Annotated in this window: 17 protein-coding genes and 1 tRNA gene; 7 read left to right on the top strand and 11 right to left on the bottom strand. The window is 61.3% G+C overall.

Annotated elements, in window-relative coordinates:
* Nucleotides 1-258: 258 nt before the first annotated feature.
* Nucleotides 259-1038, bottom strand: coding sequence for a response regulator transcription factor (locus ACVW0R_RS11180; RefSeq protein ID WP_099812846.1), 780 nt, complete (start codon nt 1036-1038; stop codon nt 259-261).
* A gap of 97 nt (nt 1039-1135) precedes the next feature.
* On the opposite strand from ACVW0R_RS11180, the gene fni reads away from it, so the two are divergent.
* On the top strand, nt 1136-2212 hold the full coding sequence (gene fni / locus ACVW0R_RS11175; RefSeq protein ID WP_457502060.1) for a type 2 isopentenyl-diphosphate Delta-isomerase: 1077 nt from the start codon (nt 1136-1138) through the stop codon (nt 2210-2212).
* A 260-nt stretch (nt 2213-2472) separates the two neighbouring features.
* Here the strand turns inward: fni and ACVW0R_RS11170 are convergent, their stop codons facing one another.
* From ACVW0R_RS11170 to ACVW0R_RS11160, 3 genes are all read right to left on the bottom strand, one after another.
* Nucleotides 2473-4086 carry a DUF6930 domain-containing protein gene (locus tag ACVW0R_RS11170; protein WP_011431195.1) on the bottom strand — a complete coding sequence of 538 codons (1614 nt, stop codon included), beginning with the start codon at nt 4084-4086 and terminating at the stop codon, nt 2473-2475.
* A gap of 137 nt (nt 4087-4223) precedes the next feature.
* Nucleotides 4224-4296, bottom strand: a tRNA-Thr gene (locus tag ACVW0R_RS11165).
* A gap of 162 nt (nt 4297-4458) precedes the next feature.
* Nucleotides 4459-5271 carry a TPM domain-containing protein gene (locus ACVW0R_RS11160; protein WP_041438552.1) on the bottom strand — a complete coding sequence of 271 codons (813 nt, stop codon included), beginning with the start codon at nt 5269-5271 and terminating at the stop codon, nt 4459-4461.
* A gap of 252 nt (nt 5272-5523) precedes the next feature.
* Here ACVW0R_RS11160 and ACVW0R_RS11155 point away from each other — a divergent pair, with 252 nt between their 5' ends.
* Both ACVW0R_RS11155 and ACVW0R_RS11150 read left to right on the top strand, forming a co-directional pair.
* Nucleotides 5524-7380, top strand: a complete 1857-nt coding sequence (locus ACVW0R_RS11155) for a S8 family serine peptidase (protein WP_011431199.1) — start codon at nt 5524-5526, stop codon at nt 7378-7380.
* Complete coding sequence (locus ACVW0R_RS11150; protein WP_011431200.1) at nt 7380-7601, top strand: hypothetical protein; 222 nt, start codon at nt 7380-7382, stop codon at nt 7599-7601. The genes ACVW0R_RS11155 and ACVW0R_RS11150 overlap by 1 nt, the downstream gene beginning before the upstream one ends.
* 101 nt (nt 7602-7702) lie before the next feature.
* Here the strand turns inward: ACVW0R_RS11150 and ACVW0R_RS11145 are convergent, their stop codons facing one another.
* Nucleotides 7703-8062, bottom strand: a complete 360-nt coding sequence (locus ACVW0R_RS11145) for a pentapeptide repeat-containing protein (protein WP_011431201.1) — start codon at nt 8060-8062, stop codon at nt 7703-7705.
* A 477-nt stretch (nt 8063-8539) separates the two neighbouring features.
* Here ACVW0R_RS11145 and ACVW0R_RS11140 point away from each other — a divergent pair, with 477 nt between their 5' ends.
* The gene (locus tag ACVW0R_RS11140) at nt 8540-9652 is read left to right on the top strand and encodes an ATP-dependent 6-phosphofructokinase (protein ID WP_099812844.1); all 1113 of its coding nucleotides are present in this window, start codon (nt 8540-8542) and stop codon (nt 9650-9652) included.
* A gap of 161 nt (nt 9653-9813) precedes the next feature.
* On the opposite strand, the gene ACVW0R_RS11135 is transcribed toward ACVW0R_RS11140, so the two are convergent.
* Nucleotides 9814-10830: an adenylate/guanylate cyclase domain-containing protein gene (locus tag ACVW0R_RS11135; protein ID WP_011431202.1), complete on the bottom strand. Its 1017-nt coding sequence runs from the start codon at nt 10828-10830 to the stop codon at nt 9814-9816.
* A gap of 133 nt (nt 10831-10963) precedes the next feature.
* On the opposite strand from ACVW0R_RS11135, the gene ACVW0R_RS11130 reads away from it, so the two are divergent.
* Together ACVW0R_RS11130 and ACVW0R_RS11125 are read left to right on the top strand one after the other, a co-directional pair.
* Nucleotides 10964-11449, top strand: coding sequence for a CGLD27 family protein (locus tag ACVW0R_RS11130; RefSeq protein ID WP_099812843.1), 486 nt, complete (start codon nt 10964-10966; stop codon nt 11447-11449).
* A gap of 47 nt (nt 11450-11496) precedes the next feature.
* Nucleotides 11497-12429, top strand: a complete 933-nt coding sequence (locus ACVW0R_RS11125) for a bifunctional riboflavin kinase/FAD synthetase (protein WP_011431204.1) — start codon at nt 11497-11499, stop codon at nt 12427-12429.
* 47 nt (nt 12430-12476) lie between these two features.
* Here the strand turns inward: ACVW0R_RS11125 and cobS are convergent, their stop codons facing one another.
* Genes cobS through rpoD form a run of 3 tightly spaced genes read right to left on the bottom strand, consistent with a single transcriptional unit; the run spans nt 12477 to nt 14908 of the window.
* Nucleotides 12477-13256: an adenosylcobinamide-GDP ribazoletransferase gene (gene cobS / locus ACVW0R_RS11120; protein WP_011431205.1), complete on the bottom strand. Its 780-nt coding sequence runs from the start codon at nt 13254-13256 to the stop codon at nt 12477-12479.
* A gap of 32 nt (nt 13257-13288) precedes the next feature.
* Entirely contained in the window at nt 13289-13633 is a 345-nt protein-coding gene (locus ACVW0R_RS11115; RefSeq protein WP_011431206.1) for a DUF4342 domain-containing protein, read from the bottom strand.
* Between the two features lie 60 nt (nt 13634-13693).
* Nucleotides 13694-14908 (bottom strand): RNA polymerase sigma factor RpoD, encoded by a 1215-nt coding sequence (gene rpoD, locus ACVW0R_RS11110; protein WP_011431207.1) that lies wholly within the window; start codon nt 14906-14908, stop codon nt 13694-13696.
* Nucleotides 14909-15559: 651 nt separating this feature from the next.
* Between rpoD and metH the strand changes: the two genes are divergently transcribed.
* Nucleotides 15560-19219, top strand: a complete 3660-nt coding sequence (gene metH, locus ACVW0R_RS11105; protein WP_099812841.1) for a methionine synthase — start codon at nt 15560-15562, stop codon at nt 19217-19219.
* A gap of 4 nt (nt 19220-19223) precedes the next feature.
* On the opposite strand, the gene ACVW0R_RS11100 is transcribed toward metH, so the two are convergent.
* Nucleotides 19224-20027 carry an ABC transporter permease gene (locus tag ACVW0R_RS11100; protein ID WP_206336834.1) on the bottom strand — a complete coding sequence of 268 codons (804 nt, stop codon included), beginning with the start codon at nt 20025-20027 and terminating at the stop codon, nt 19224-19226.
* Between the two features lie 268 nt (nt 20028-20295).
* Nucleotides 20296-21207, bottom strand: a complete 912-nt coding sequence (locus tag ACVW0R_RS11095) for an alpha/beta fold hydrolase (protein WP_228375314.1) — start codon at nt 21205-21207, stop codon at nt 20296-20298.
* Between the last annotated feature and the right edge of the window lie 176 nt (nt 21208-21383).

Below are 21383 nucleotides of genomic sequence, written 5' to 3'. Positions count from 1 at the left end.
GTACACGCGCCCTTGTCATTCGACTCTCCGCACAACACCGGAGCGCACCCTGCATTGCACAGTTTCTCGGATGCCACCCCGCCACTGTCCTCAACGACCTCAAGCGAGGGCAACAGCGTTGCTGCGATGGGCTTGCGGACGGCAAAGCACTTGGCGCTCCCCCAAAAGTTACCCCTGGGGTGAAGGCTTACCTTGTCACCCTGCCTGCCGAAAACTGCATCTAGGCAGCCACGCAACTGCAAGTGCATCTCTTCACACTCACCCGACACTTGAAGCAGCTCTACGGCGCCGCTGTTGAGGCCCAGATCCTGGGGCAGTTGCGCCAGCAGCTCGACTCGGCTGCTGCAAGGGAGGAGGCGGCTCTATGCCGAAGCTGTAGCCCACCTGGCGCACAGTGTGAATGAGGCGGGGTTGGTGCGGATCGCGCTCCAGTTTCTTGCGCAGGGAGAGGATGTGGGTATCGATGGTGCGGGGGTTGGCGGTGGAATCGGGCCAAGCCCGCTCCAGCAGCTCCTGCCGCGAGAGAGGATCCCCATCGGCCTGGATCAGCACCATCAGCAAGCTAAACTCCTGCGGGGTGAGGTCGATGCCTTGGCCGGCCAGGGTGACGCGCCGCTGCACCAGGTCGATTTTCAGATCCCCATACTGCAGGAAGGTGGGGGGAAGGCTGCGCCGCAGCCGACGGGTCAGGGCCTGAATGTGAGCATCCAGAAGGGGCAGACTAAGGGGCTTGGTGAGGTAGTCGTCTGCGCCTGCCTTCAGCCAAGCGATGATGTCGGCTTCCGCTCCCTGTTGGGAGAGGAGCAAGATCAACACATCGCAATGGCGATGCGCCCACCGGCATAGTTGGAGTCCGGCACGGCTGGACAGCTCCGCATCCAAAATTAAGAGGTGGACAGGCTGCTGTTGCAGCAGGGTTTTGGCTTGGCGAATGGTCTCCGCTTCCCAAACCCGGTGCCGTGCCTGTTGCAGATGCCAACCCAGCAAGCTGCGCAGATGAGGGTTGCCTTCTGCCAGCAAGATGTGCAAAGGTTGCATGGCTACTAGGTTGGATCCCGCCCTCATCATAGACAGCGGGCCACCTTCGGACAATGTTGTTCGCCCGCTACCGGTTGGACAGCCCTCTATCCAGACCATGGCCGATTCTCCATCCCCTATCTCCGAACGTAAGCAGGATCACCTGGACATTGTTTTGCGGCAGGACGTAAACGCCAGAGGGATCCGCACCGGATTTGAGCGGTTTTTCTTCGAGCACGTGGCGCTGCCGGAGCTGCTGCTGCCCGAGATCGATCTCAGTTGCCAGTTTCTGGGAAAACGCCTGCAGGCCCCTCTGCTGATTAGCAGCATGACCGGGGGGACAGACACTGCCCGGGAGCTAAACCTGTACCTGGCGGCTGCCGCTCAAGAGCTGGGCATTGCCATGGGGGTGGGATCCCAGTGGGCAGCTTTAGAACACCCGGAGCTGGCCCAGACTTACCAGGTGCGCCCAGTGGCTCCGCATATTCTGCTTTTGGCCAACCTGGGCGCTGTGCAGCTCAACTACGGCTATGGCCTGGAGCAGGCGCGACGGGCAGTGGAGATGATCGAGGCAGATGCGCTGATTTTGCACCTCAACCCGCTGCAGGAGGCGGTTCAGCCCCAGGGGGATCCCGACTGGCGCAACCTCTATCGCCGCATCGAGCAGTTGGTGAACCAGTTGCCGGTGCCGGTGCTGGTCAAGGAAGTGGGCAATGGCCTCAGCGCCCAAGTAGCCCGGCGGCTGGCCGAGTGTGGCGTGGCCGCCCTAGATGTGGCTGGGGCAGGGGGGACGAGCTGGAGCGAGGTGGAAGCCCATCGCCAGACCGATCCCCTCCAGAAACGCATTGCCCACAGCTTCCGGGACTGGGGGATCCCAACCGCCTTGGCCCTGCTGGAAATCCGCCGCTTCCTGCCCAACCTGCCCCTGGTGGCCAGCGGCGGCATCCGCACCGGCATCGATGCAGCCAAAGCCATCCGCTTAGGGGCCGATGTGGTCGGCATGGCCGCTCCCGCTCTCCACGCCGTCTCCCGAGGGCGGGCCCAGGCGGTGGTGGACAGCTTCCGAGCCGTGATCGAGGAGCTGAGGATCGCCGCTTTTTGCACCGGATCGGCCAACTTGGCGCAGCTACGGCAAGCGGCTTTGCGCTGGCAAGATACCTGGGATCCGCTGCCTCCTATCATGGAAAGGGGTTGAAATCAAATTCCCAACACCTGCCACAGGCTCACCTCCAACCCCAGGACGGCCGCCCCTGCCGCACTTGCTTGCAGCTCACAGGCTACGGCGTCGGGCCTCGGGGCGATAGTTCTCCGCAAGGAGACCCCCTCTTTCCCTGGCAAAAAAGTGCCTCTGGAAAGGCTTGGCAAAGGATATCTCCAGCCTCAGGCTTTGAAACGCCGTCTGCGAGGCCTGGGCGGTCTTGGGATCCCTTAGCTGGGGGCTGCCCCAGGAAGCCTTTAGGGAAAGTGCAACTGTCGGCTGATGCGCACCATAGGCCCGAGGCCCAATCGGGTCGGGTTGAGCGCCTGCATCTCAAACAGGGCCAGAATGTGGCGTACCTGCAGCTCTGGCCGGTTGGAATTTACCCCCATCGCCACCACCAGGCCACAATAGCCGCCCGTCTCGCGGCAACGCCGCTCCCAGCGCCTGCGAGCTTTGGCGTGCACGGGATCGTCCTCGGGAAACTCTGCAAACAGGTGCAGGTCGCGGTTGCCCGTTTGGACAATTTCCAAGTCGTAGCGGCTGCCGGCAAAGGGATCCACCCCTGTGTTAAAACAAACACCCTGGGGCCCCCCTTCGCCGCGCAGGTTTTCGATCAATTGCTTGGCCTTGGGGCGGGAGGTGCGCACGATCACCACCGGCAGCCCTTCACCCCTTGGCACCAGCTTACTCTGGGGGAGAGGATGCCATTGCCCTGTGCGGCGCAGCGCCTCTACGGTGGCCCAGGGCAGCACGCCCAGGCTAAGCTGCGCACCCTCAGGCACCAGATCATCTCGCAGCAGGGTTTGGGTGTGCTCTTCTTCGTCTCCTTCTAGCTCCAGAAGTTCTACAGCCAAGTCGGGCAAGGTGCGCACTTGCACCGAGAGGGTTTCCCCTGGGGCCTGGGGGTTGGGAATGCGATACCGCCCCTGACAGGGTTGGAAATCCTCTTCCAGCTTGCGGCGGTACTGCTTCAAAAAACGATGCAAGGCCTCCAAAGCCACCGCCACAGCCGCCGCCTCATCTTCCTGCAAAACAACGCGCAGGCCCTCGAGAGGGTGGATGGTGCCGAAGTTCGGCTCAATTTCTTCGGGATCCAGATCGGCCAAGTCCAGGTCTGATAGCTCGTTGAGTTCGGGATTGCGAGCTTGAAAGGTGAGATAGAGACAATCTTGCCTGAGGAAGGCTTCCTCCATCTCCTCGGAAGTCTCTGGTTGGCCCGCGTCCTGGCGAAACCGTTTGAGGGAGTGCAGCGAGCGATAAAAAAGAACCCCGTACTCCATCCCCAGCCGCCCCATGACCGAGACGTAGAGGGTTTCAATATCCCAGCGATTTAGCTCGATCGCCAAGATTTGGTGATCCTCTAGATAGTCCCAGGGGGCATCTTGCCAGAGGGTGAGGGCTTTGCCGGCCAGCAGCTTCGCGTAGTTCTCCGGCAGCGGCGGCGGGATCCCCTCACTGGCCTCTGCAAAGCTCTGCAGGATCTCGTCGATTAGCGGCAATTCCGGCTGGCATTCCACTTTGATGTCCAGCTCGTGCAAAATGCCGCGCAGGAAAAACTGCACCTCCCGATCCCGCACGACGACCTTTTGCGGACGAGCCGGCAAGGCAGCATTGGGCCGCTCCATAGCCATGATCAAGGTTCGCACCATCGGCTCCAAGCCGGAGCCAGCAGGCACCACCTCCATGGCCCGCACCACGCCCTGAACGCCATCCACCCATAAAATGCACTCCCCCTCAGCCAAGCCGGCGGAGATCTGGGATCCCAGGGCTAGCGAACCTGGTAGGCGGTGGCAATCCCCTTCCCATACCGAGGACACCTGGGGCAGCTTTTGCAATCGACGAACTGTAGCGGCTGGCAGACCCGACATAGACATCTAGAGCAAACAAAGGAACAAATTGGCAGATACCCTGCGCGGGGATCTGAGGGGGTGAGGATGAAGGATCCCCCTGAAGTCAATCTAACCAAACTGCCAGAGTCAAAGCTGAGTGACTGAGCCGCCTGCCAAGCTGATGGTCAGACTCGAACTGACGACCGCTCGATTACAAGTCGAGTGCTCTACCAACTGAGCTACATCAGCAATTTAGCTCTACCGATTCTAGCATTCTCTCTTGGGAAGTTGTCCCCCAGCCGCTGGCTTGCTTCGGGGGGCAAGAGGCGGGGGATGCTTTCTTGACCCAGAGGCCCACCCCCCTCCCAGAGGGAGAGGGGAAGGGAGCTTAGCCTCAACTTGGCAGGACGGCTACTGCTGCTCCGCTGCCGGTTGGGCAATGGGGGCCAAGTAGATCACCAAGGCTCCTGCGAGAAAGCCCAGGATGTTGCGCACCAGCGGGAGCCAATCCTGGGTGCGGGTGATCACCGGGCCGATGCCGAAGGCCCCAAACAAAATGAACCACAAGGGAGAGATAAGCAAAGCCCAACGCCAGTTAAACAGCTCCTCCGCGTGGCGGGGTTTGCCGGCAAACCCGAAGACGATCCCGCCCAAGATAGAGGTGAGCAGCGTCAGGATCCACTGCTCCTGCGGCAGTCCGGGCACCACACGGCAGCCCCCTTGGTGAAAACAGCGATCCAAAACGTCAACGGTTTCCAAAATGGCGCGCTGAGTGCCGTGCTCTCGCACGTAGAACTGGTTGCCGAAGCGAGATTGCAGCTCAATCCAAAAGGTACGCGGCAGGATCTCCCGCACCGCGTCTCCCACGTTAAAGGCCAGCAAGTTGCCTCCCCTGGGATCGGCCACCATCAAAACGCTGCGCTCGTTCAGGCCCCAGTACTCTTTCACTTGGCGGCCTGGGGTTTGGTCAAACTGGGTCAGCACCCGCAGCTTCCAGCCCGTTTCTTCCTCCAACCGGTTCAGATGCTCGGCCAGTTGTGCTTCCTGATTGCTGGTCAACTGATCCGCCAAATCCAAAACCGGCACCGGCGGCTGCGGCAACTCCATCTCCACCACTGGCAAAGCAGGCTGGGCCCAGAGCGGGGATCCCCCACCTAGCCAAATCCACAGCCCCAGGCAAAAGCTTGCCCCGACGCGCAGTATCCGTTGCCATCCGATGCTCATGCTGGTTCCTCTCTTGGCTGTGATGACGAGATACTGAGAACTGGTGTTAAGAAGTATTTCAAGTTCTTACAGATCCATCATGCATCGGGACAAATCGTTTGGCCAGAGGGATCCCTTTTTCTGGGTTTTCTGAGTGGCCCCCGAAAAAGTTGGCAACAGGAACAGGCTCGTGACGCAGCGTGCTGATTTTCTGGTCAATTGCCCATCCAGAGGGCATACTGGTGGCAACAATTTTGGATCCCGAGGGCGTGCATGATGAACTTCAGACGCTGGTTGGGTCTCTGCTGCGCTGGCCTGATGGCACTGCTGCTGACGGCCTGCGGCAAGGGATCCACCCCCTACGACAGCATCGTGGTCAACTTTGTCAACACGGCCACTCCCACTGAGATCGCTGCTCTTGCCAAAGCCTACAATTTGCCGCTGCGACCCAGCAGCAACAGCGCTTTTGCCCGCCAGGAGGCTATCTACCTGTTCGATGTGGATGCGGAACATCCAGGAGCCACACGGCGGCTCATCAAACGGCTCTCGCGGGAAGCCCTGGTCGAGTATGCCCACCCCAATTACCAATTTCAGGCGGCTTTTGTGCCCGACGATCCCCTCTATCCCCAGCAATGGAACCTGCGAGCCATCCGCATGCCGGAAGCCTGGGACATTTCCCAGGGAGAAGGGGTGACGGTAGCCGTGGTGGACACCGGGGTGACGCGGGTGCCGGATCTGGCCCAAACGCAATTTGTGCAGGGCTACGACTTCGTGGACGACGATGAGGATCCCACCGACCTCAACGGCCATGGCACTCATGTGGCCGGCACCATCGCCCAATCCACCAACAACACCCTAGGCGTGGCCGGGGTTGCCTTCAAGGCCAAGATCATGCCGGTGCGGGTGCTGGATGCCAATGGTTTTGGATCCCTGTCAGACGTGGTGGAAGGGATCCGCTATGCTGCCGACCACGGCGCCACGATCATCAACCTCAGCCTGGGTAGCCGCGCTTCGGCCCGACTGATGGAGGAGGCCGTAGCCTATGCCCACAGCAAAGGGGTGACGATCATCGCCGCCGCCGGCAACGAAAACTCAAGCCAGGTGAGCTACCCGGCCCGCTACCCGCATGTCATCGCCGTCTCGGCCACCGGGCCCGATGGCAGCAAAGCCCCCTACTCCAACTATGGGGTTGGGGTAGATATCGCCGCTCCCGGCGGGGCCAAGACTCCCGAGCATCCTGAGCACGGCATTCTGCAGCAGACCATCAACCGACGCAACCCCAACGAGCCGGTCTTTGCCTACTTCCAAGGCACCAGCATGGCCACTCCCCACGTGGCCGGCGTAGCAGCGCTGATCCAGGCTCAGGGCATCAAAGATCCGGACAAGGTGGAAGAGGTGCTGAAGATGTCGGCCACCCCGGTGCCCGGCGACAAGCAGAACTTCTACGGCGCCGGTCGTCTGGATGCTGCCAAGGCGCTGGCCAGGGCCACCGGTCAGCAAGAGGAGAACCCCCTGCTGCTGTGGCTGAAGGACTTCCTGCAATACCTGAACAACAACGGCTACCTCAACCCTCGCTTCTGGTTTGACGGCGGCCCGATTGCCCTGGTGCCCAAGCTGCTGATGGTGGTGGGCGGCTACATCATCCTGGTGCTGATCCGCTGGTGGCTGGCTCCCAAGCCCATGCTGGCAACGGCGCCCCTCCTGGGAGGGATCCTGCTGGGCAGCGCCGGCCTCTTCCCGCTGCAGGGCCTGGCCATTGTGGGTGCCCCTCGCTGGCCCTTCCAATTGGCGGGGAGCTCCCTGCCGGAGCTGGGCACGGCCTTAGCCCAGACCAATGCCTTGAACCCCTTGTTTGCCAGCGTGTTGATCCCAGGGCTGTTGATGGTGCTGCTCCTGGGACATCGGCGCTGGCGTTGGGCGGTTGTCGGCCTCTCCATCGGCATGGCCTCCCATCTGCTTCTAGCTGGATCCCTGTTCTATGAGGGGGTACTATGGCTTGGATCCTCTGCTTGGCTGGGGCGCTCCTTCTTGCTTCTCAATGGTTTGCTCTGCCTGGGCCTGGCCTATTTGGGGGCGCAAGCCATCCTGGATTCCCAGCCCAGCAGCACCGGTTTAGCGCTGAGGAAGTGATGCAAGAATACAGCGGTACCATCGAGTTCCTGGATATCGAAGGGGGGGTGTGGGTGCTGACGCTCCCTTCCGGCCAGCACTACGCCCTCTTCCGCGCCCCCAAAGAGCTCTTACAAGAGGGGTTGGAAGTCACCATCCAGGGACAGCTCAAAGAAGATATGGTGACGGTGGCTCAGGTGGGGCCGGTCTTGGAGGTGAAGAGCTTCCGGACGCAGCCCTAGCTAACCCGATAAACAGCCTGGGATCCCCGCCTGGGGATCCCGATTTTTTTAGAGAGCTTGCTGCGGCTGCAAGGCAGCACCCGCCTTGATTGAAAGCTTGACTAAAACTCGAACCGTTGCATCCCTGCCGTTACCGGATCGAAACCGGCGGGGAAGCAGGTGTTGTGGTTGTACTGGGCTCCGCTTAAATTGGCTCCCTCCAAACAGGCTCCCTCCAGGTCGGCATAGCGCAGATCGGCACAGCGCAAGTCGGCATTGGCCAGATTGCTGCCGCGCAGGTTGGCATAGCGCAGGTTGGCCCCATGCAAGTCAGACCCGCGCAGGTCGGCCCGGCGCAGATCGACCCCCCGCAAGAAGGCGTACTCCAGACAAGATTGGGGAAAGTGACGCTCTCCTTGCCGGTAACGGCTGAGCAGCTCTGAGGCCCCCCGCAGCCCACATTGGGCAATGGTTTGAGTCATAATGCTTCTCCCAACTCAGACCCGATCCTTATATCTCCATCATCTCTACCCTTATTGGCCTGAATGGGTTTTGATCAAAGTTGCTTAACAAATAATTTTGGTTTTTTGGCAAGTTGTTCCCCCCAAGTCTTGCCTACAAGATCTATCCTCAGAGATAGCGGAAACTGCTCCAAACTTAGCTTTGCCAAGCAATATTTCTTAATTCTTTGTTGTGAAGGATGCTGAACAATTGGTCTTGTCTGCGGAGCCGCTCGCCCACTGCAAACTCTGCTAGGCATCTTGGTCCCAAGGGCTGGACATAATCAATCCAGCCGTCGCCTTCCCTTCTCTGCGGTTGGTCAAGCGCCCCATGGCTACAGCTTGCTAGGGCCCAGGGCCCGCTGTAAGCCACTTGCAGGAGTAGAGTCTAGTCGGCTCGAAACTGCGGAGCGAAGAAGTTCTTAATTTTTTTGTTCAAACTGTTCATCCTAGAGCACCATGCCGAAACGGAAGCGAATTGGGATCCTCACCAGCGGTGGCGATTGTGGCGGCCTCAACGCCGTCATCCGGGCGGTGGTGCGGCGGGCCCGCGACTATGACATGGAGGTTTACGGCATCAAAAACGCGACCGCAGGTCTGATGGCGCGACCGGTGGAAGCGGAGCTGCTGGACGTGAAGCGGGTTTCGGGCATTTTGCGCTATGGCGGCACCATTCTGGGTACGGTGAACAGGGGCAACCCCTTCGCCTATCCCATGCCCGATGGCAGCTTGGTGGATCGCTCGGCAGAGGTGATCACGGGTTACCACCGGCTGGGGTTGGATGCGCTCATTGGGGTGGGGGGAGATGGCAGCCTGGCCATTCTCCGGCAGCTAGCTTTGCAGGGGGATTGGAACTTTGTCGGGATCCCTAAGACCATCGACAACGATGTCGGCGCCACCGAGTATTCCGTGGGATTCAATACGGCTCTGAGCGTGGCGGTGCAGGCTCTGGATCAGCTCACCTACACGGCCATCAGCCACAGCCGCGTCATGGTCATGGAGGTGATGGGGCGGGATGCCGGTCACATTGCCCTCAGCGCTGGCATCGCCGGGGGGGCGCATGTGATCCTGATCCCGGAGATCCCCTACAAGCTGGAAAACGTCTGCAAAAGAATCCTCGACCGCAAAGAGCGGGGCAACAATTTCAGCATTGTGGTGGTGGCGGAGGCTGTTCGCACCGAGTCGGGAGAGCCGGTGACCTACACCAACAGCCTGGGGCAGTCTCTCTACGGCGGTATTGGCTATTACATCGGCAACGAGATCGCGCTGCGCACCGGCATCGAGACGCGGGTGATGGTTTTGGGCCATCTGCAGCGGGGAGGCACCCCTTCTCCTTTGGATCGTCTGCTGGGGGCAGCTTTTGGGGTGGCGGCTGTGGACTTGATCGCCCAGGGCAAGTACGACCGCATGGTGGCCTGGCAAAATCGGCGCGTGGTGGATGTGCCCCTGGCAGAGGCCATCGCCCAGTACCGGCGGGTGGAGGTGGATGGGGCTTTGATCGCCACGGCTATCGGGCTGAATACCTATGTGGGCGAGGTGGATCCGCAGCTTTTGCGCAGGTTTTCCCCCTGATCAAGCTCTGCCACCACCGATTCACCCCAGTCAGGAGTCGGGCTCTTGTGCGGTCGAAAGGGCCTTGCCCTCCCATCGGCCGACAGAGCGGCAGAAGGTTCTGGAAGAACAGCGGGATCCCATGGCCCGGCGAGCCGTCCCCAGCTATCGGGATGCGGGGTCTAGGTGCCGAGAACGGCCTGCAGAGCCCCCACATCGCAGTAGTACACCTGGTGCGGGTGGGTATATCCCTTGAGCTGAACCGCCTGCTGCGCAAAGCAGGTAGCTGCCTGTCCCAGTTGTTGCGCCAAGCAGGTATAGGTGTCGTGGCTGATGGCCAAGTCGGCGTTGAGGGTGCGGGTAACACTCTCGATGCGAAAGGCCAAATTGACCGTATCGCCCAGGGCGGTGTATTCCTGGCGGGTGTTGTTGCCCACCTGGCGCACAATGGCCGAGCCGGTGTTGACGCCCGCCCCCAGGCGCAGGGGAGAAGGCAGCGGAAACTCGCCGTTCAGTTGCTCGGTCATCTGAAACAGCTTCACCATGGCCCGCAAAACCGACTTCACGTCGAGCTCGATCCCCACTTGTTCAGCTTGTAAGGGATCCTCATTGGCCTGGGGCGCATGAAACCAGACGGCCATGATCGCGTCGCCGATGTACTTATCGACAGTGCCGCCGTACTGCTGAATGATATCTCCGCCGCGCCGGAACCAATCGCCCATCACCTGGGAGAGGAGGCGCTCGTCCAGTTGCTGGGTCAGTTGTCCGTAGCCGCGCACATCCACCACGGCCACCGAGATCAGCCAGCGGGTTTGCAAAACCAGGGTGTCCGACAGTTTGGCCGCAGGACTGGGTTCTGGGCTGGCCAGGGATCCGCTGTGGAACTCGAGCTGGGATTGTCCGAGGGTGAGGTGATCTCCATCTTGCAGCAGGGTGGGAATGCTGACGCGGCGATTGTTGACGAACGAGCCGTTGCGGCTGCCCAGATCGATGAGATAGATGCTGTTGTTGTCCAGGTATTGCAGCAGGGCATGTTGGCGGGAAACGCTGGGATCGGTCAGGACGATGGCGTTGTCTTCATCGCGGCCCAGCGTCCAAGCGGTCGCTCCGGCGAGAATGTACTTCCTCTGGCTGCCGTCCGGCTCTCTCAGGATCACATAGGGGGCGGTGGTGGCGGCAGGTTCGCCTGGGACGCTCATGGTAGAACGAGAGGTAGATGCGACCACACTCTAATACGATACTCCTCTTCTCCTCGGTTGAACTGCGGCTGGGCTGGGCTTGGCGGGGGGCTGGGCCTGCCAGTATCATTTTGTGTAGATACATTAAGGCCATATGGTGGATCCCTCCCATCCCATTCCTGCTGAGCAACAGCCGCTGCGGCAGTATGCAGAGCTGAGGGAGTCTTTTCCTTTTTCCTGGCCCGCTTTGGAGTGGATCCCCTATCTCAAGCGAATCTTCGCTGTTTGGGGGGTGGTCGTGCTGGCGGTTTCGCCGCTGGTCTGGGGCAGCTTTGCCGGGGATTGGGGCCACTTCGTCTCTGGGTCTGTGCTGGGGGCCAATGCCTTGCTCAGCCTGGTGTTGCTCCACCTCTACTTGGGATGGGCCTATGTGCGGCGGCGCTTGGTGCAGGCGCGGATCCCCTATGAAGAAAGTGGCTGGTACGATGGGGCGATCTACGCGAAATCGGACGAGGAGCTGGCGCAGCATCGGCTGATCGTCCACTATCAAATCGACCCTGTGTTGCAGCGCCTGCGACGTAGCTTGTGGGCTGTGGCCGGCCTGAGCGGGCTGATGGCTTTGCTTTGGCCCCTCTGGTAGAGATTGTCGGGCGGTGGTTAATCAGCTGTTGTTCGGGATCCCAAGCGGTGCACGTAACTTCTGACCTGGCTCAAACCTTGCGACCCACCGCCGTTGCCATCGGGAACTTCGATGGCTTGCACCTGGGCCATCAGAAAGTGCTGCAGCCCATTCGCGACTCCCTGCAGGGGGTGCGCACGGTTCTCACCTTTCATCCTCACCCCCAAGAAGTATTGACGGGGCGCAGGCAACTGTTGCTCACTCCCCCTGCCGAAAAGCTGGCTCTGCTGGCGCAGATGGGTTTTGAGCAGGTGGTGTTGCTCCCCTTCACTCCTGCCTTTGCCCGCCAGCCGCCCCAAGAGTTTATCCAAACAGTACTGGAACAGGGCTTGCGCGTTCGCCATCTCAGCGTCGGCTGGGATTTCTGCTTTGGCCACCGTCGCTCGGGCAATGCCCAAACTCTCCAGGCTTGGGGATCCGAGCGCTGCATTCCGGTGGAGGTGATCCCGGAGGCGCAACTGAAGGGGGAGCGGGTGAGCAGCTCTCGCATTCGCGCTGCCCTGGCTACGGGGGAGGTGGCGGCGGCAACGGAGCTGTTGGGCCGTCCCTACCGGCTGATCGGAGAGGTGGTGCCAGGGGATCGGCGAGGCCGAGAGCTGGGTTTTCCCACCGCCAATCTGCGCCTGCCGCCGGAGAAGTTTTTGCCCCGCGACGGGGTGTACAGCGTTTGGGTGAATGTGCCTGCTGAGGCGGCAGCCCTGCCTGGGGTGATGAACATTGGCCATCGGCCCACGTTTGCCGGGCTGCAGCACACCGTTGAGGTGCATCTGCTGGATTGGACAGGCGATCTCTACGGGCAAGAGGTGCAGGTGGCGCTGCAAGGCTTTATCCGCCCAGAGCGGCGGTTTCCCAGTGTGGCAGACTTAATCCAGCAGATCCGGCAGGATTGCCAAACGGCCCGCCAACAATTGGGCTTGGCCGAGCAAGTTGGCCTAGTCTAGAGGCCCTCCCCCTCGGCCCCTCTCCCAATCCCAAAAGGAGAGGGGGGCTAGGACGGGCCAAGCAGGGATCCCCACAACAAGGCTATCGCTTCCGACCATTCCACCGTAGCTCCGTAGGTGTCCCCTGTGTGCCCTCCCAACTGGCGGTAGAGCCAATAGCCCACGGCCAGGGCTCCCAGGGCGGATCCCAGCGTCCAAAGCAGCAAAGGCCGCCAAGCCAGGAGCCCGGCCCAGCCCACCCCCCCGCTGATGGCCAGCAACAGCAGCGTGCCCGGCCACAGGGATCCCGGCAGGGAAGTGGAGTCTTTGAGGAAGCGGGCGGATCCCTGGTCGCGCAGATAGGGGTATAGGACAATGGCGAGCAACTGGCCCCAGCGCCCCCAGGCCGGCACCAAGAGCAAGAGAGGCCAGACCTGCAGGCTGCTCAGGGCAGCAAATTTCAGCAGCAACACCAGCACCAAGGCGAGCACCCCATAGGCCCCGGTGTGGCTGTCCCTCATCACCTGCAGGCGGCGGGATAGCCCGTTGACGGCTGGCCGTTCCGCGTCGGCAAAGCTTTTGGGGACGTTGACCGCCAACCCATCGGCAGTGTCAGCCACCCCATCCAGGTGCAGCCCGCCGGTTAACAGCACCCACAGAGCCACGAGCAAAGCTGCTCGCACCGGCGGCGGGAAAATCTGCAGCAAAAGCGCCGCCAGGGTGAGGATCCCGCCCAACAGCAGGCCCACCGCCGGCAGCCAGGCGGCAATGCCCTCAAACTGTAGCCCGCCCGCCCGCCCCAAAGGCAAGGCAGTGTAGAAGGTCAGGGCTGCCCAGAAGCGCCGCAATTGTTCAGGACGCTCAAAACAACGTTGATCAGCTAAGAATCATCCCGAAGGGTTCGCTCCACCACAATGGTCAGCTTGGCCACCAAAGCCCCGATCGCTCCCACAGCCGCCAACACCGGGAACAGAGCCGCCCCCAACACCCCTGCCGCCACGCCTACGCCCAGAGGGATCTCGATCAGCGTCTGCCCTTCGGCATTTTTGATCAGAATGCGGCGAACATTGGCCTCCTCGATCAGCTCGCGAATTTTGGCCAACAGCTCGTCCCCGCTGATCTTAAACTCCTCCACGTGGTACTCCACCTGGGCCGGAGGTACATCCTTGGCCTCTATGTCGGCCTTCTCAGGAAAGTTGGGATCCGGCGTCTCATTGGGGTTCATGCTGAAGAGGCTCCACACGTCGGTTGGCAGCGGCAACTGAGTCCATCCTAAGACCGGATCCTAGCGGATGTACTCTTTCAACACACTGTTGCGATTGGGGTGGCGCAGCTTGCGCAGCGCCTTGGCCTCGATCTGCCGGATCCGCTCGCGGGTCACATTGAAGATCTGGCCGATCTCCTCCAGGGTTTTCATGCGGCCATCGTCTAGGCCGTAGCGCAGCTTCAACACATCCCGCTCGCGGGGGGTAAGAGTTTCCAGCACGCTTTCCAGATCCTCTCGGAGCAAAACCTTGGCCACCCGCTCCTCGGGGGTTTCCCCTTCCGACTCGATGAAGTCGCCCAGCCGCGAATCCTCTTCTTTACCGATGGGAGTCTCCAGAGAGATGGGAAGCTGAGCCGACTTGGCGATGAAGCGCAACTTCTCGATGGTAATCTCCATGCGGGTGGCGATCTCCTCTTCGGTCGGCCTGCGGCCCAGCTCCTGAGAAAGCTGCTTGGTGACCTTCTTGATGCGGGAGATGGTCTCGTAAAGGTGAACCGGCAGGCGAATGGTGCGCGATTGGTCGGCAATGGCGCGGGTGATGGCCTGGCGAATCCACCAAGTGGCATAGGTGGAAAACTTGTAGCCCTTCTCGTGGTCAAACTTTTCCGCTGCCCGGATCAGACCTAGGGATCCCTCTTGGATGAGATCCTGAAACGACAGGCCCCGGTTCATGTATTTCTTGGCAATGGAGACCACCAGCCGCAGATTGGACTGCACCATCTTTTCTTTGGCCCGTCGCCCCCGATGCAAGCGCCGCCGGAATTCGGGCAGGGACATCTTCACTTCTTCTGCCCACAGCGTCTCCGGTACCTCCTCTGGGTCGGACCAGAGGCCCATACGCTGGAAAACGGCCTCGCGAGCCCGCTCTAGCTCCAGCAGGTCGGCAATTTTGCGGGCTAGCTCAATTTCTTCATCTGCCCGCAACAGGCGGATACGCCCGATTTCCTGCAAATAGACGCGGATGGAGTCATCGGTGTAGGGTTTTTTCTTGCTGGCCGCTTTGCGCTTGGAACGGCCCTTGGCAGCGGCGGCAGCAGCATCGGCATCCTCCTCGAGGGACTCTTCGTCGTCCTCATCATCCTCATCAAAAGCATCAGTGTCACTGGCATCCAGTTCCGTCTCGAGGGGATCCACCTCATTGTCCGCATCCAGAGGGATGGAGGATGAACTTTCCAGATCCGGTTCGAGAAGAGCCGTATGACCAGACTGCACCAATTCCTTTGCTTGAGCCATGCTGAGTTCCTCGTAACTTTAATCACAGACAACTGGAGGAGACTAAGGGGTTCTAGGCCCTGAAATGAGGGAAGCAGGTTCCAACTTTGCTGCGGCCCCTGACGCTAGATGGAGGGAGTCAAGTTCCGCAGACCCAAACCCCACTTGCGCCGGGCAAGCTCGCCCGCTTCTAGGCAACCGATCGCTCAGGCCAATCTCGAAGCAGATATCGCTCATAGGGTTTAACCGAACTGGCACAAAACCCGTTTTGATGGGTAAAACCTCCTGAGATCTCGAAAGGCAAGTCTTTGGCTTTGCCTATCCCCTGGCACAATCCAGGCCACTTACTGAGAGGGCAGGATATTCAGCACCTCAATCACCCCAACCTATAAGGAGAAGAGCGCATTGTAGCCGCCAGCAAGCGACCTTGAGGAAGATCCCTGCAGGCAACTGTAGCCGTTCACACCAAAATGTCTTCCCTAAATTAGCCCGCCCTTGGGGAAACAGCAACGGGGCAGACGAAGAAAATCTTAACTTCACCCCACCCCGTCCCGGCTCTGAGATCCTGGTCTAGGGGATCCCTGGGTTGGCCTAGTCCGGGGAAGTGGCTCAATGCTACCTTAAATCAGACTACCTTAAAAGGAAAGGATCCCTGCCAGCGCCGCACCGCCTATGACCCATCCCTTCCTGCAGCATCTCCAGGAACGTGTGATCGTCTTCGACGGGGCAATGGGATCCTCTCTGCAAGCCCAGAACCTGACGGCAGCGGATTTTGGCGGGCCGGAGCTAGAAGGCTGCAACGAGATCCTGGTGCTGAGCAAGCCGGAGGCGGTGGAGCGGGTACACCGGGGCTTTCTGGAGGTGGGGGCCGATGTCATCGAGACCGATACTTTTGGCGCCACCTCGATCGTCTTGGCCGAGTACGGGATCGCGGAAAAAGCCTACGAGCTGAACGTGGCGGCAGCGCGCCTGGCCAAGCGGCTGGCGGCGGAGTTTTCGACGCCGGAAAAGCCTCGCTTTGTGGCCGGCTCCATCGGCCCCACCACCAAGCTGCCCACCCTAGGGCACATCGGTTTTGACGAGATGCGGGCCAGCTACGCCGAGCAGGTGCGGGGCCTGATCGACGGGGGGGTGGATCTCCTCATCATCGAGACCTGTCAAGATATCCTGCAGACCAAGGCGGCGCTGGTGGCCGTGCAGCAGGAGTTTGCCCGGCGCGGGATCCGCCTGCCGCTGGTGGTGTCTCTGACCTTTGAGGTGCAGGGGACGATGCTGGTGGGCACGGAGATCGGGGCGGCGCTGGCCATCCTGGAGCCCTACCCCATCGATGTGCTGGGCCTCAACTGCGCCACCGGGCCGGACAAGATGGCTGAGCACATCCGCTACCTCTCCCGCCATTCTCCCTTTCCCATCTCCTGCATCCCCAACGCCGGCCTGCCGGAAAACATCGGCGGCAAGGCCCACTACAAGCTCACGCCGGAGCAGTTGCGCTTCCACCTGGAGCACTTTGTGCGGGATCTAGGGGTGGCGGTGGTGGGGGGCTGCTGCGGCACCCGCCCGGATCACATCGCCGCTTTGGTGGAGGCTGTGCGGGGGCTGCGGCCCAAACGCCGCTCCGTCGAGCGCATCCAGGCTGCCGCTTCCATCTATGCCCCTCAGCCCTACCTGCAGGAGAACTCTTTTTTGATCATCGGCGAGCGGCTCAACGCCAGCGGCTCCAAGAAGATGCGGGAGCTGCTGAATGCCGAAGATTGGGACGGCCTGGTGGCCCTGGCGCGGGAGCAGGTGCGGGAGGGATCCCACATCTTGGATGTCAACGTGGACTATGTGGGCCGGGACGGGGTGCGGGATATGCGGGAGCTGGTCTCGCGGCTGGTGACCCAGATACCCATTCCCCTGATGCTGGATTCCACCGACTGGCAGAAGATGGAGGCCGGCCTCAAGGTGGCCGGGGGCAAGTGCCTGCTCAACTCCACCAACTACGAGGATGGGGAAGAGCGCTTCTTCAAGGTGCTGGAGCTGGCCAAGACCTACGGCGCGGGGGTGGTCATCGGCACCATCGACGAGGAGGGCATGGCCCGCACCGCCGAGAAGAAGTTCCAGATTGCCGAGCGGGCCTATCGCCAGGCCGTTGAGTACGGGATCCCGCCCTACGAGATTTTCTTTGACCCGCTGGCTTTGCCCATCTCCACCGGCATCGAGGAAGACCGGGCCAACGGGGCGGCTACCCTGGAGGCCATCCGCCGCATCCGCCAGGCTTTTCCTGAGGCCCACATTCTCTTGGGCATCTCCAACATCTCCTTTGGGCTCTCGCCGGCAGCCCGCGTGGTCTTGAACTCGGTGTTTTTGCACGAGTGCCGCCAGGCCGGCCTGGATGCCGCCATCGTCAGCGCCGCCAAGATCCTGCCCCTGAGCAAGATCCCGGAAGAACAGCAGCAGGTGTGCCGGGATCTGATCTGGGATCGGCGCCAGTTCAACGCTGAGGGCATCTGCACCTACGATCCCCTGGCGCGGCTGACGGAGCTGTTTGCGGGGGTTTCCGGGCAGGAGCTGCGGGCGACCGGATCCCTGGCCAAACTGCCCTTGGAGGAGCGGCTGCGGCGGCACATCATCGACGGCGAGCGCATCGGCCTGGAGGAGACCCTGGCAGAGGCGCTGCAGAAATACCCCCCCCTGGAGATCATCAACACCTTTTTGCTGGACGGCATGAAGGAGGTGGGGGAGCTTTTTGGCGCTGGCAAAATGCAACTGCCGTTTGTGCTGCAGTCGGCAGAAACCATGAAGGCGGCGGTGAAATACCTGGAGCCCTTCATGGAAAAGGTGGGAGGGGAAGTGTGCAAAGGCACCTTCTTGATCGCCACCGTCAAGGGGGATGTCCACGACATCGGCAAAAACCTGGTGGACATCATCCTCACCAACAACGGCTACAAAGTCATCAACCTGGGCATCAAGCAGCCGGTGGAAAACATCATCGAGGCCTACGAAAAGTACAAGCCCGACTGCATTGCCATGAGCGGCCTGTTGGTGAAATCCACCGCCTTTATGAAAGAGAATCTGGAGGTGTTTAACGAGCGGGGCATTACCGTGCCGGTGATCTTGGGAGGGGCGGCCCTCACCCGCCGCTTTGTGGAAGAAGACTGCCGCCAGACCTACAAGGGCCAAGTCATCTACGGCCGCGACGCCTTTGCCGACCTGCACTTTATGGATCGGCTGATGCAGGCCAAGGCGGCCGGGCGCTGGGATGACCGGCTGGGTTTTCTGGATAACTTCGAGCTGGGATCCCGCTCTGACAACCGCCAGAGGAGAGCTGCGGCAGCCGTGGAGGAAAGGGATCCCACCTTGCCGGCTCCAGAGGTGACCGTGGGCGCCGCTCCTGCCCCTGCTGTCTCGGCTGGCGACGGCGGGGCAGACACCCGTCGTTCCGAGGCGGTTACCCTCGATACCGAGCGGCCCATCCCCCCCTTCTGGGGATCCCAAGTTCTCGAGCCGGATCAGATCCCCTGGCCGGAGGTCTTCTTCTACATCGACAAGCAGGCCCTGGTGGCCGGCCAGTGGCAGATCCGCAAGCCGCGCGACCAGTCGGCGGAGGAGTTTGCCCAGTTTCTCGCCACCCAGGTGGAGCCGGTGATCGAGCGCTGGAAGGAGCGGATTGTTACCGAGGACTTGCTGCGCCCGCAGGTGGTTTATGGCTACTTCCCGGCGCAGGCGGAAGGGAATACGGTGATCCTCTTCGACCCGGCCAGCTTCCCCGAGCTGTTTGCTCTAGAGCCCGGCTCCACCACCTATTTGCAATTGCCCACCGTCGATCGCCCTCGGCTTTCTCCCCAGGTGCGGGAGCTGGCCCGCTTCACCTTCCCCCGCCAGAAGAGCGGCCAGCGCCTCTGCATTGCCGACTTCTTCGCCGACCGCTCCACCGGCCTGGTGGACGTCTTCCCCATGCAGGCAGTTACAGTGGGGCCAGAGGCCACGGCCTACGCCCAGCACCTCTTTGCCGAGGGCCAGTACACCGACTATCTCTATTTCCACGGCCTGGCCGTCACCCTGGCAGAGGCCTTGGCGGAGTGGTGCCATGCCCGCATCCGGCGGGAGCTGGGCTTTGGCGGCGAGGACAGCCCCGACATCCGCCAGATCCTGCACCAGGGCTACCGCGGCTCCCGCTACAGCTTCGGCTATCCCGCCTGCCCCAACATCGCCGATCAGCGAGTTTTGTTGGAGCTGCTCCAGACGGAGCGCATCGGCCTGAGGATGGACGAAAGCGACCAGTTGGATCCTGAGCAGTCCACCACCGCCATCGTCGCCTACCACCCGGCGGCCCGCTATTTCAATACTTGATCCCTCACCCCCGGCCCCTCTCCCTAGAGGAGCGGCTGAGCAGGGGAAAGCCCATCACGGCAACCAAGGTTATCGCGACGATCACGGTGGAGAGGGCGTTGATCTCCGGCGTCACCCCTCGCCGCGCCGTGCTGTAGATCAAAATGGGCAGGGTCTGGCTTTCGGGCCCGCTGGTGAAAAAGGAGATCACAAAATCGTCGATGGAGAGGGTAAAGGCCAGCAGCGCCGCGGCCAGGATCCCTGGCATGGCCAGCGGCAGTGTGACGTAGCGCAGCTTCTGCCAGGTGTTGGCGTAGAGGTCGTAGGCGGCTTCCTCCAAAGCCGGATCCAAAAGCTGCAGGCGGCTGCGCACCACGATGGCCACAAAGGCAATCTGAAAGGTGATGTGGGCAATCACCATCGTCCCCAGGCCCAGCTCAAACCAGCCGGTGTAGGCGCGCACCAACTGGTAAAACAACAGCAGGGTAATGGCCATCACAATGTCGGGGACGACCACCGGCAACAGCAGCAGTCCCTGCACAGCCTTCTGGCCGGGGAAGCGGTAGCGGTACAGCCCATAGCCCAAAAGGGATCCCAGCAGCGTGCTCACCAGGGTGCTGACTCCAGCCAAGACAAGGGTATTTTGCGTGGCCTGCCAGATCGCAGCATTGCGAAAGAGAGCCCAGTACCAATCGAAGGTAAAGCCTGTCCACACCAACCCGAAGCGGGCGCGGTTAAAGGAATAGACAGCAATGAGCAAAATCGGCAGGTAGAGAAAGCCATAGATGGCATAGCTCACTCCCCGCAGCCAGATGGGTATCTTCGCCACTCCCCTTCCTGCCCTCCCAGGGATCTGCCGGAAAAAGCGGCCGCGCTGCCAGCCTACCTCCCTCCAAGTCTATAGCTCGCTGCCTATGGCAAGATGTAGCAAAACTGTATGCTGCCTGCCGCTCCCCTCTCCCTTTGGCGGGGGGGCCGAGGCAGCCGAAATGCCGAGGGGGTTCTCTGTCTGCCGGCCTAAGAAGCTCGGCATGAGGGCGGTTTCTTAGTCTAAATCCGGGAAAGCCACCTTGCCTAAAGGGAGGAGTCGGCGTCCCTTAGTCCAGCTTTGGGCTCAAGCTCTCCAGAAACTCTCGAATCAAGGGCAGCACCTGCTCCGCATGCAGGGCGGGGATGGCGTGTCCAGCACCGGGCAGGATCTTGAGCTGGGCTCCAGGGATCCCCTCCGCATAGGCTTGGCAATGCCAGAGGGGAATGGTGTCGTCCCGCTCAGCGGCAACTACTAGGGTGGGAACCTGAATGGCATGAAGCTGACGTTCGACCGTATCGACGGCAGCTTGGGGGCGCAGGCGCTGGCGGAGAAATTGGCGGGCCACCGGCTGTTGGCGCAGGGATCCCCGCAGCCACAGCAGCCAAGCCAGTCGCTCCTCCCAACGTCCCCAACGGGCCAGGGGGATGGCGGCTCGCAGCAGCCTATCAACCCACGCGCCTTCCCGGAGCAAAAGCCGCATGTGCCGGTAGCGTTTGACAAAGCTGTCGTCGCGGATCCCGGCAGGCGCCAGTAAGACCAACCCCCGCAGGGGGTAACGAATGGCGTAGGCCGCCGCCACCCAGCCGCCAAAAGAGTGGCCCACCAACACCGGCTCAGGCAGGCGCAGCGCCTCGACAAACCCGCGCACAAACTCTACCTCCACGGCGATGTCGTAGCGCAGAGCCGGTTGGCTGGACTGACCAAACCCCAGCAAATCCAGGGCGATGCAGCGGTATCGGTCGCCCAACCCTTGCATCAGCGGCCACCAATTGGCGTGAGTGGCCATGAAGCCGTGCAAAAACAGCAGCGGCATCTCGCCTTGCCCCAGCTCCCGATAGGCGGCCCAGCAGGACTCTGCTCCCGCCAGATTTAATCCCTCCAACTGCACCCTGTGCAGCGGGATCTCTTGAATGCGGGCCCTCAACTCCGCCAGACGCTGCGCCAAGGGCAGTCGTTCCAGTAGCTCTTGCTCCCTCATCAGCTCCCTAGTCGACGAATACAGCTTTTTCCACTTCTAAGGGATCCCCTCCGCTCTCTCCGAGCTGGTCGGAAAAAGCTGCCATCAGAACCTCTGGGGTACTCCCGCCACAGCGCAGCTTGGCGGGATGGGGGATAGGCGGTGAGACGAAGGGGTTCAATGCCCCTGAGTCTCAC

This window comes from Thermostichus sp. MS-CIW-15 (assembly GCF_054060575.1).
The sequence above is the reverse complement of the archived record's forward strand: the minus strand, read 5'-3'. Positions and strand labels throughout refer to the sequence as shown.

Bases quoted from the DNA above. Each gene is read 5' to 3' on its own strand.
- ACVW0R_RS11115 (WP_011431206.1), bottom strand. From the start codon at position 13,633: ATGAACCCCAATGAGACGCCGGATCCCAACTTTCCTGAGAAGGCCGAC.
- ACVW0R_RS11150 (WP_011431200.1), top strand. From the start codon at position 7,380: ATGCAAGAATACAGCGGTACCATCGAGTTCCTGGATATCGAAGGGGGG.
- metH (WP_099812841.1), top strand. From the start codon at position 15,560: ATGACCCATCCCTTCCTGCAGCATCTCCAGGAACGTGTGATCGTCTTC.
- ACVW0R_RS11180 (WP_099812846.1), bottom strand. From the start codon at position 1,038: ATGCAACCTTTGCACATCTTGCTGGCAGAAGGCAACCCTCATCTGCGC.
- ACVW0R_RS11170 (WP_011431195.1), bottom strand. From the start codon at position 4,086: ATGTCGGGTCTGCCAGCCGCTACAGTTCGTCGATTGCAAAAGCTGCCC.
- ACVW0R_RS11155 (WP_011431199.1), top strand. From the start codon at position 5,524: ATGATGAACTTCAGACGCTGGTTGGGTCTCTGCTGCGCTGGCCTGATG.
- ACVW0R_RS11160 (WP_041438552.1), bottom strand. From the start codon at position 5,271: ATGAGCATCGGATGGCAACGGATACTGCGCGTCGGGGCAAGCTTTTGC.
- rpoD (WP_011431207.1), bottom strand. From the start codon at position 14,908: ATGGCTCAAGCAAAGGAATTGGTGCAGTCTGGTCATACGGCTCTTCTC.
- ACVW0R_RS11135 (WP_011431202.1), bottom strand. From the start codon at position 10,830: ATGAGCGTCCCAGGCGAACCTGCCGCCACCACCGCCCCCTATGTGATC.
- ACVW0R_RS11140 (WP_099812844.1), top strand. From the start codon at position 8,540: ATGCCGAAACGGAAGCGAATTGGGATCCTCACCAGCGGTGGCGATTGT.
- ACVW0R_RS11130 (WP_099812843.1), top strand. From the start codon at position 10,964: ATGGTGGATCCCTCCCATCCCATTCCTGCTGAGCAACAGCCGCTGCGG.
- ACVW0R_RS11095 (WP_228375314.1), bottom strand. From the start codon at position 21,207: ATGAGGGAGCAAGAGCTACTGGAACGACTGCCCTTGGCGCAGCGTCTG.
- ACVW0R_RS11145 (WP_011431201.1), bottom strand. From the start codon at position 8,062: ATGACTCAAACCATTGCCCAATGTGGGCTGCGGGGGGCCTCAGAGCTG.
- fni (WP_457502060.1), top strand. From the start codon at position 1,136: ATGGCCGATTCTCCATCCCCTATCTCCGAACGTAAGCAGGATCACCTG.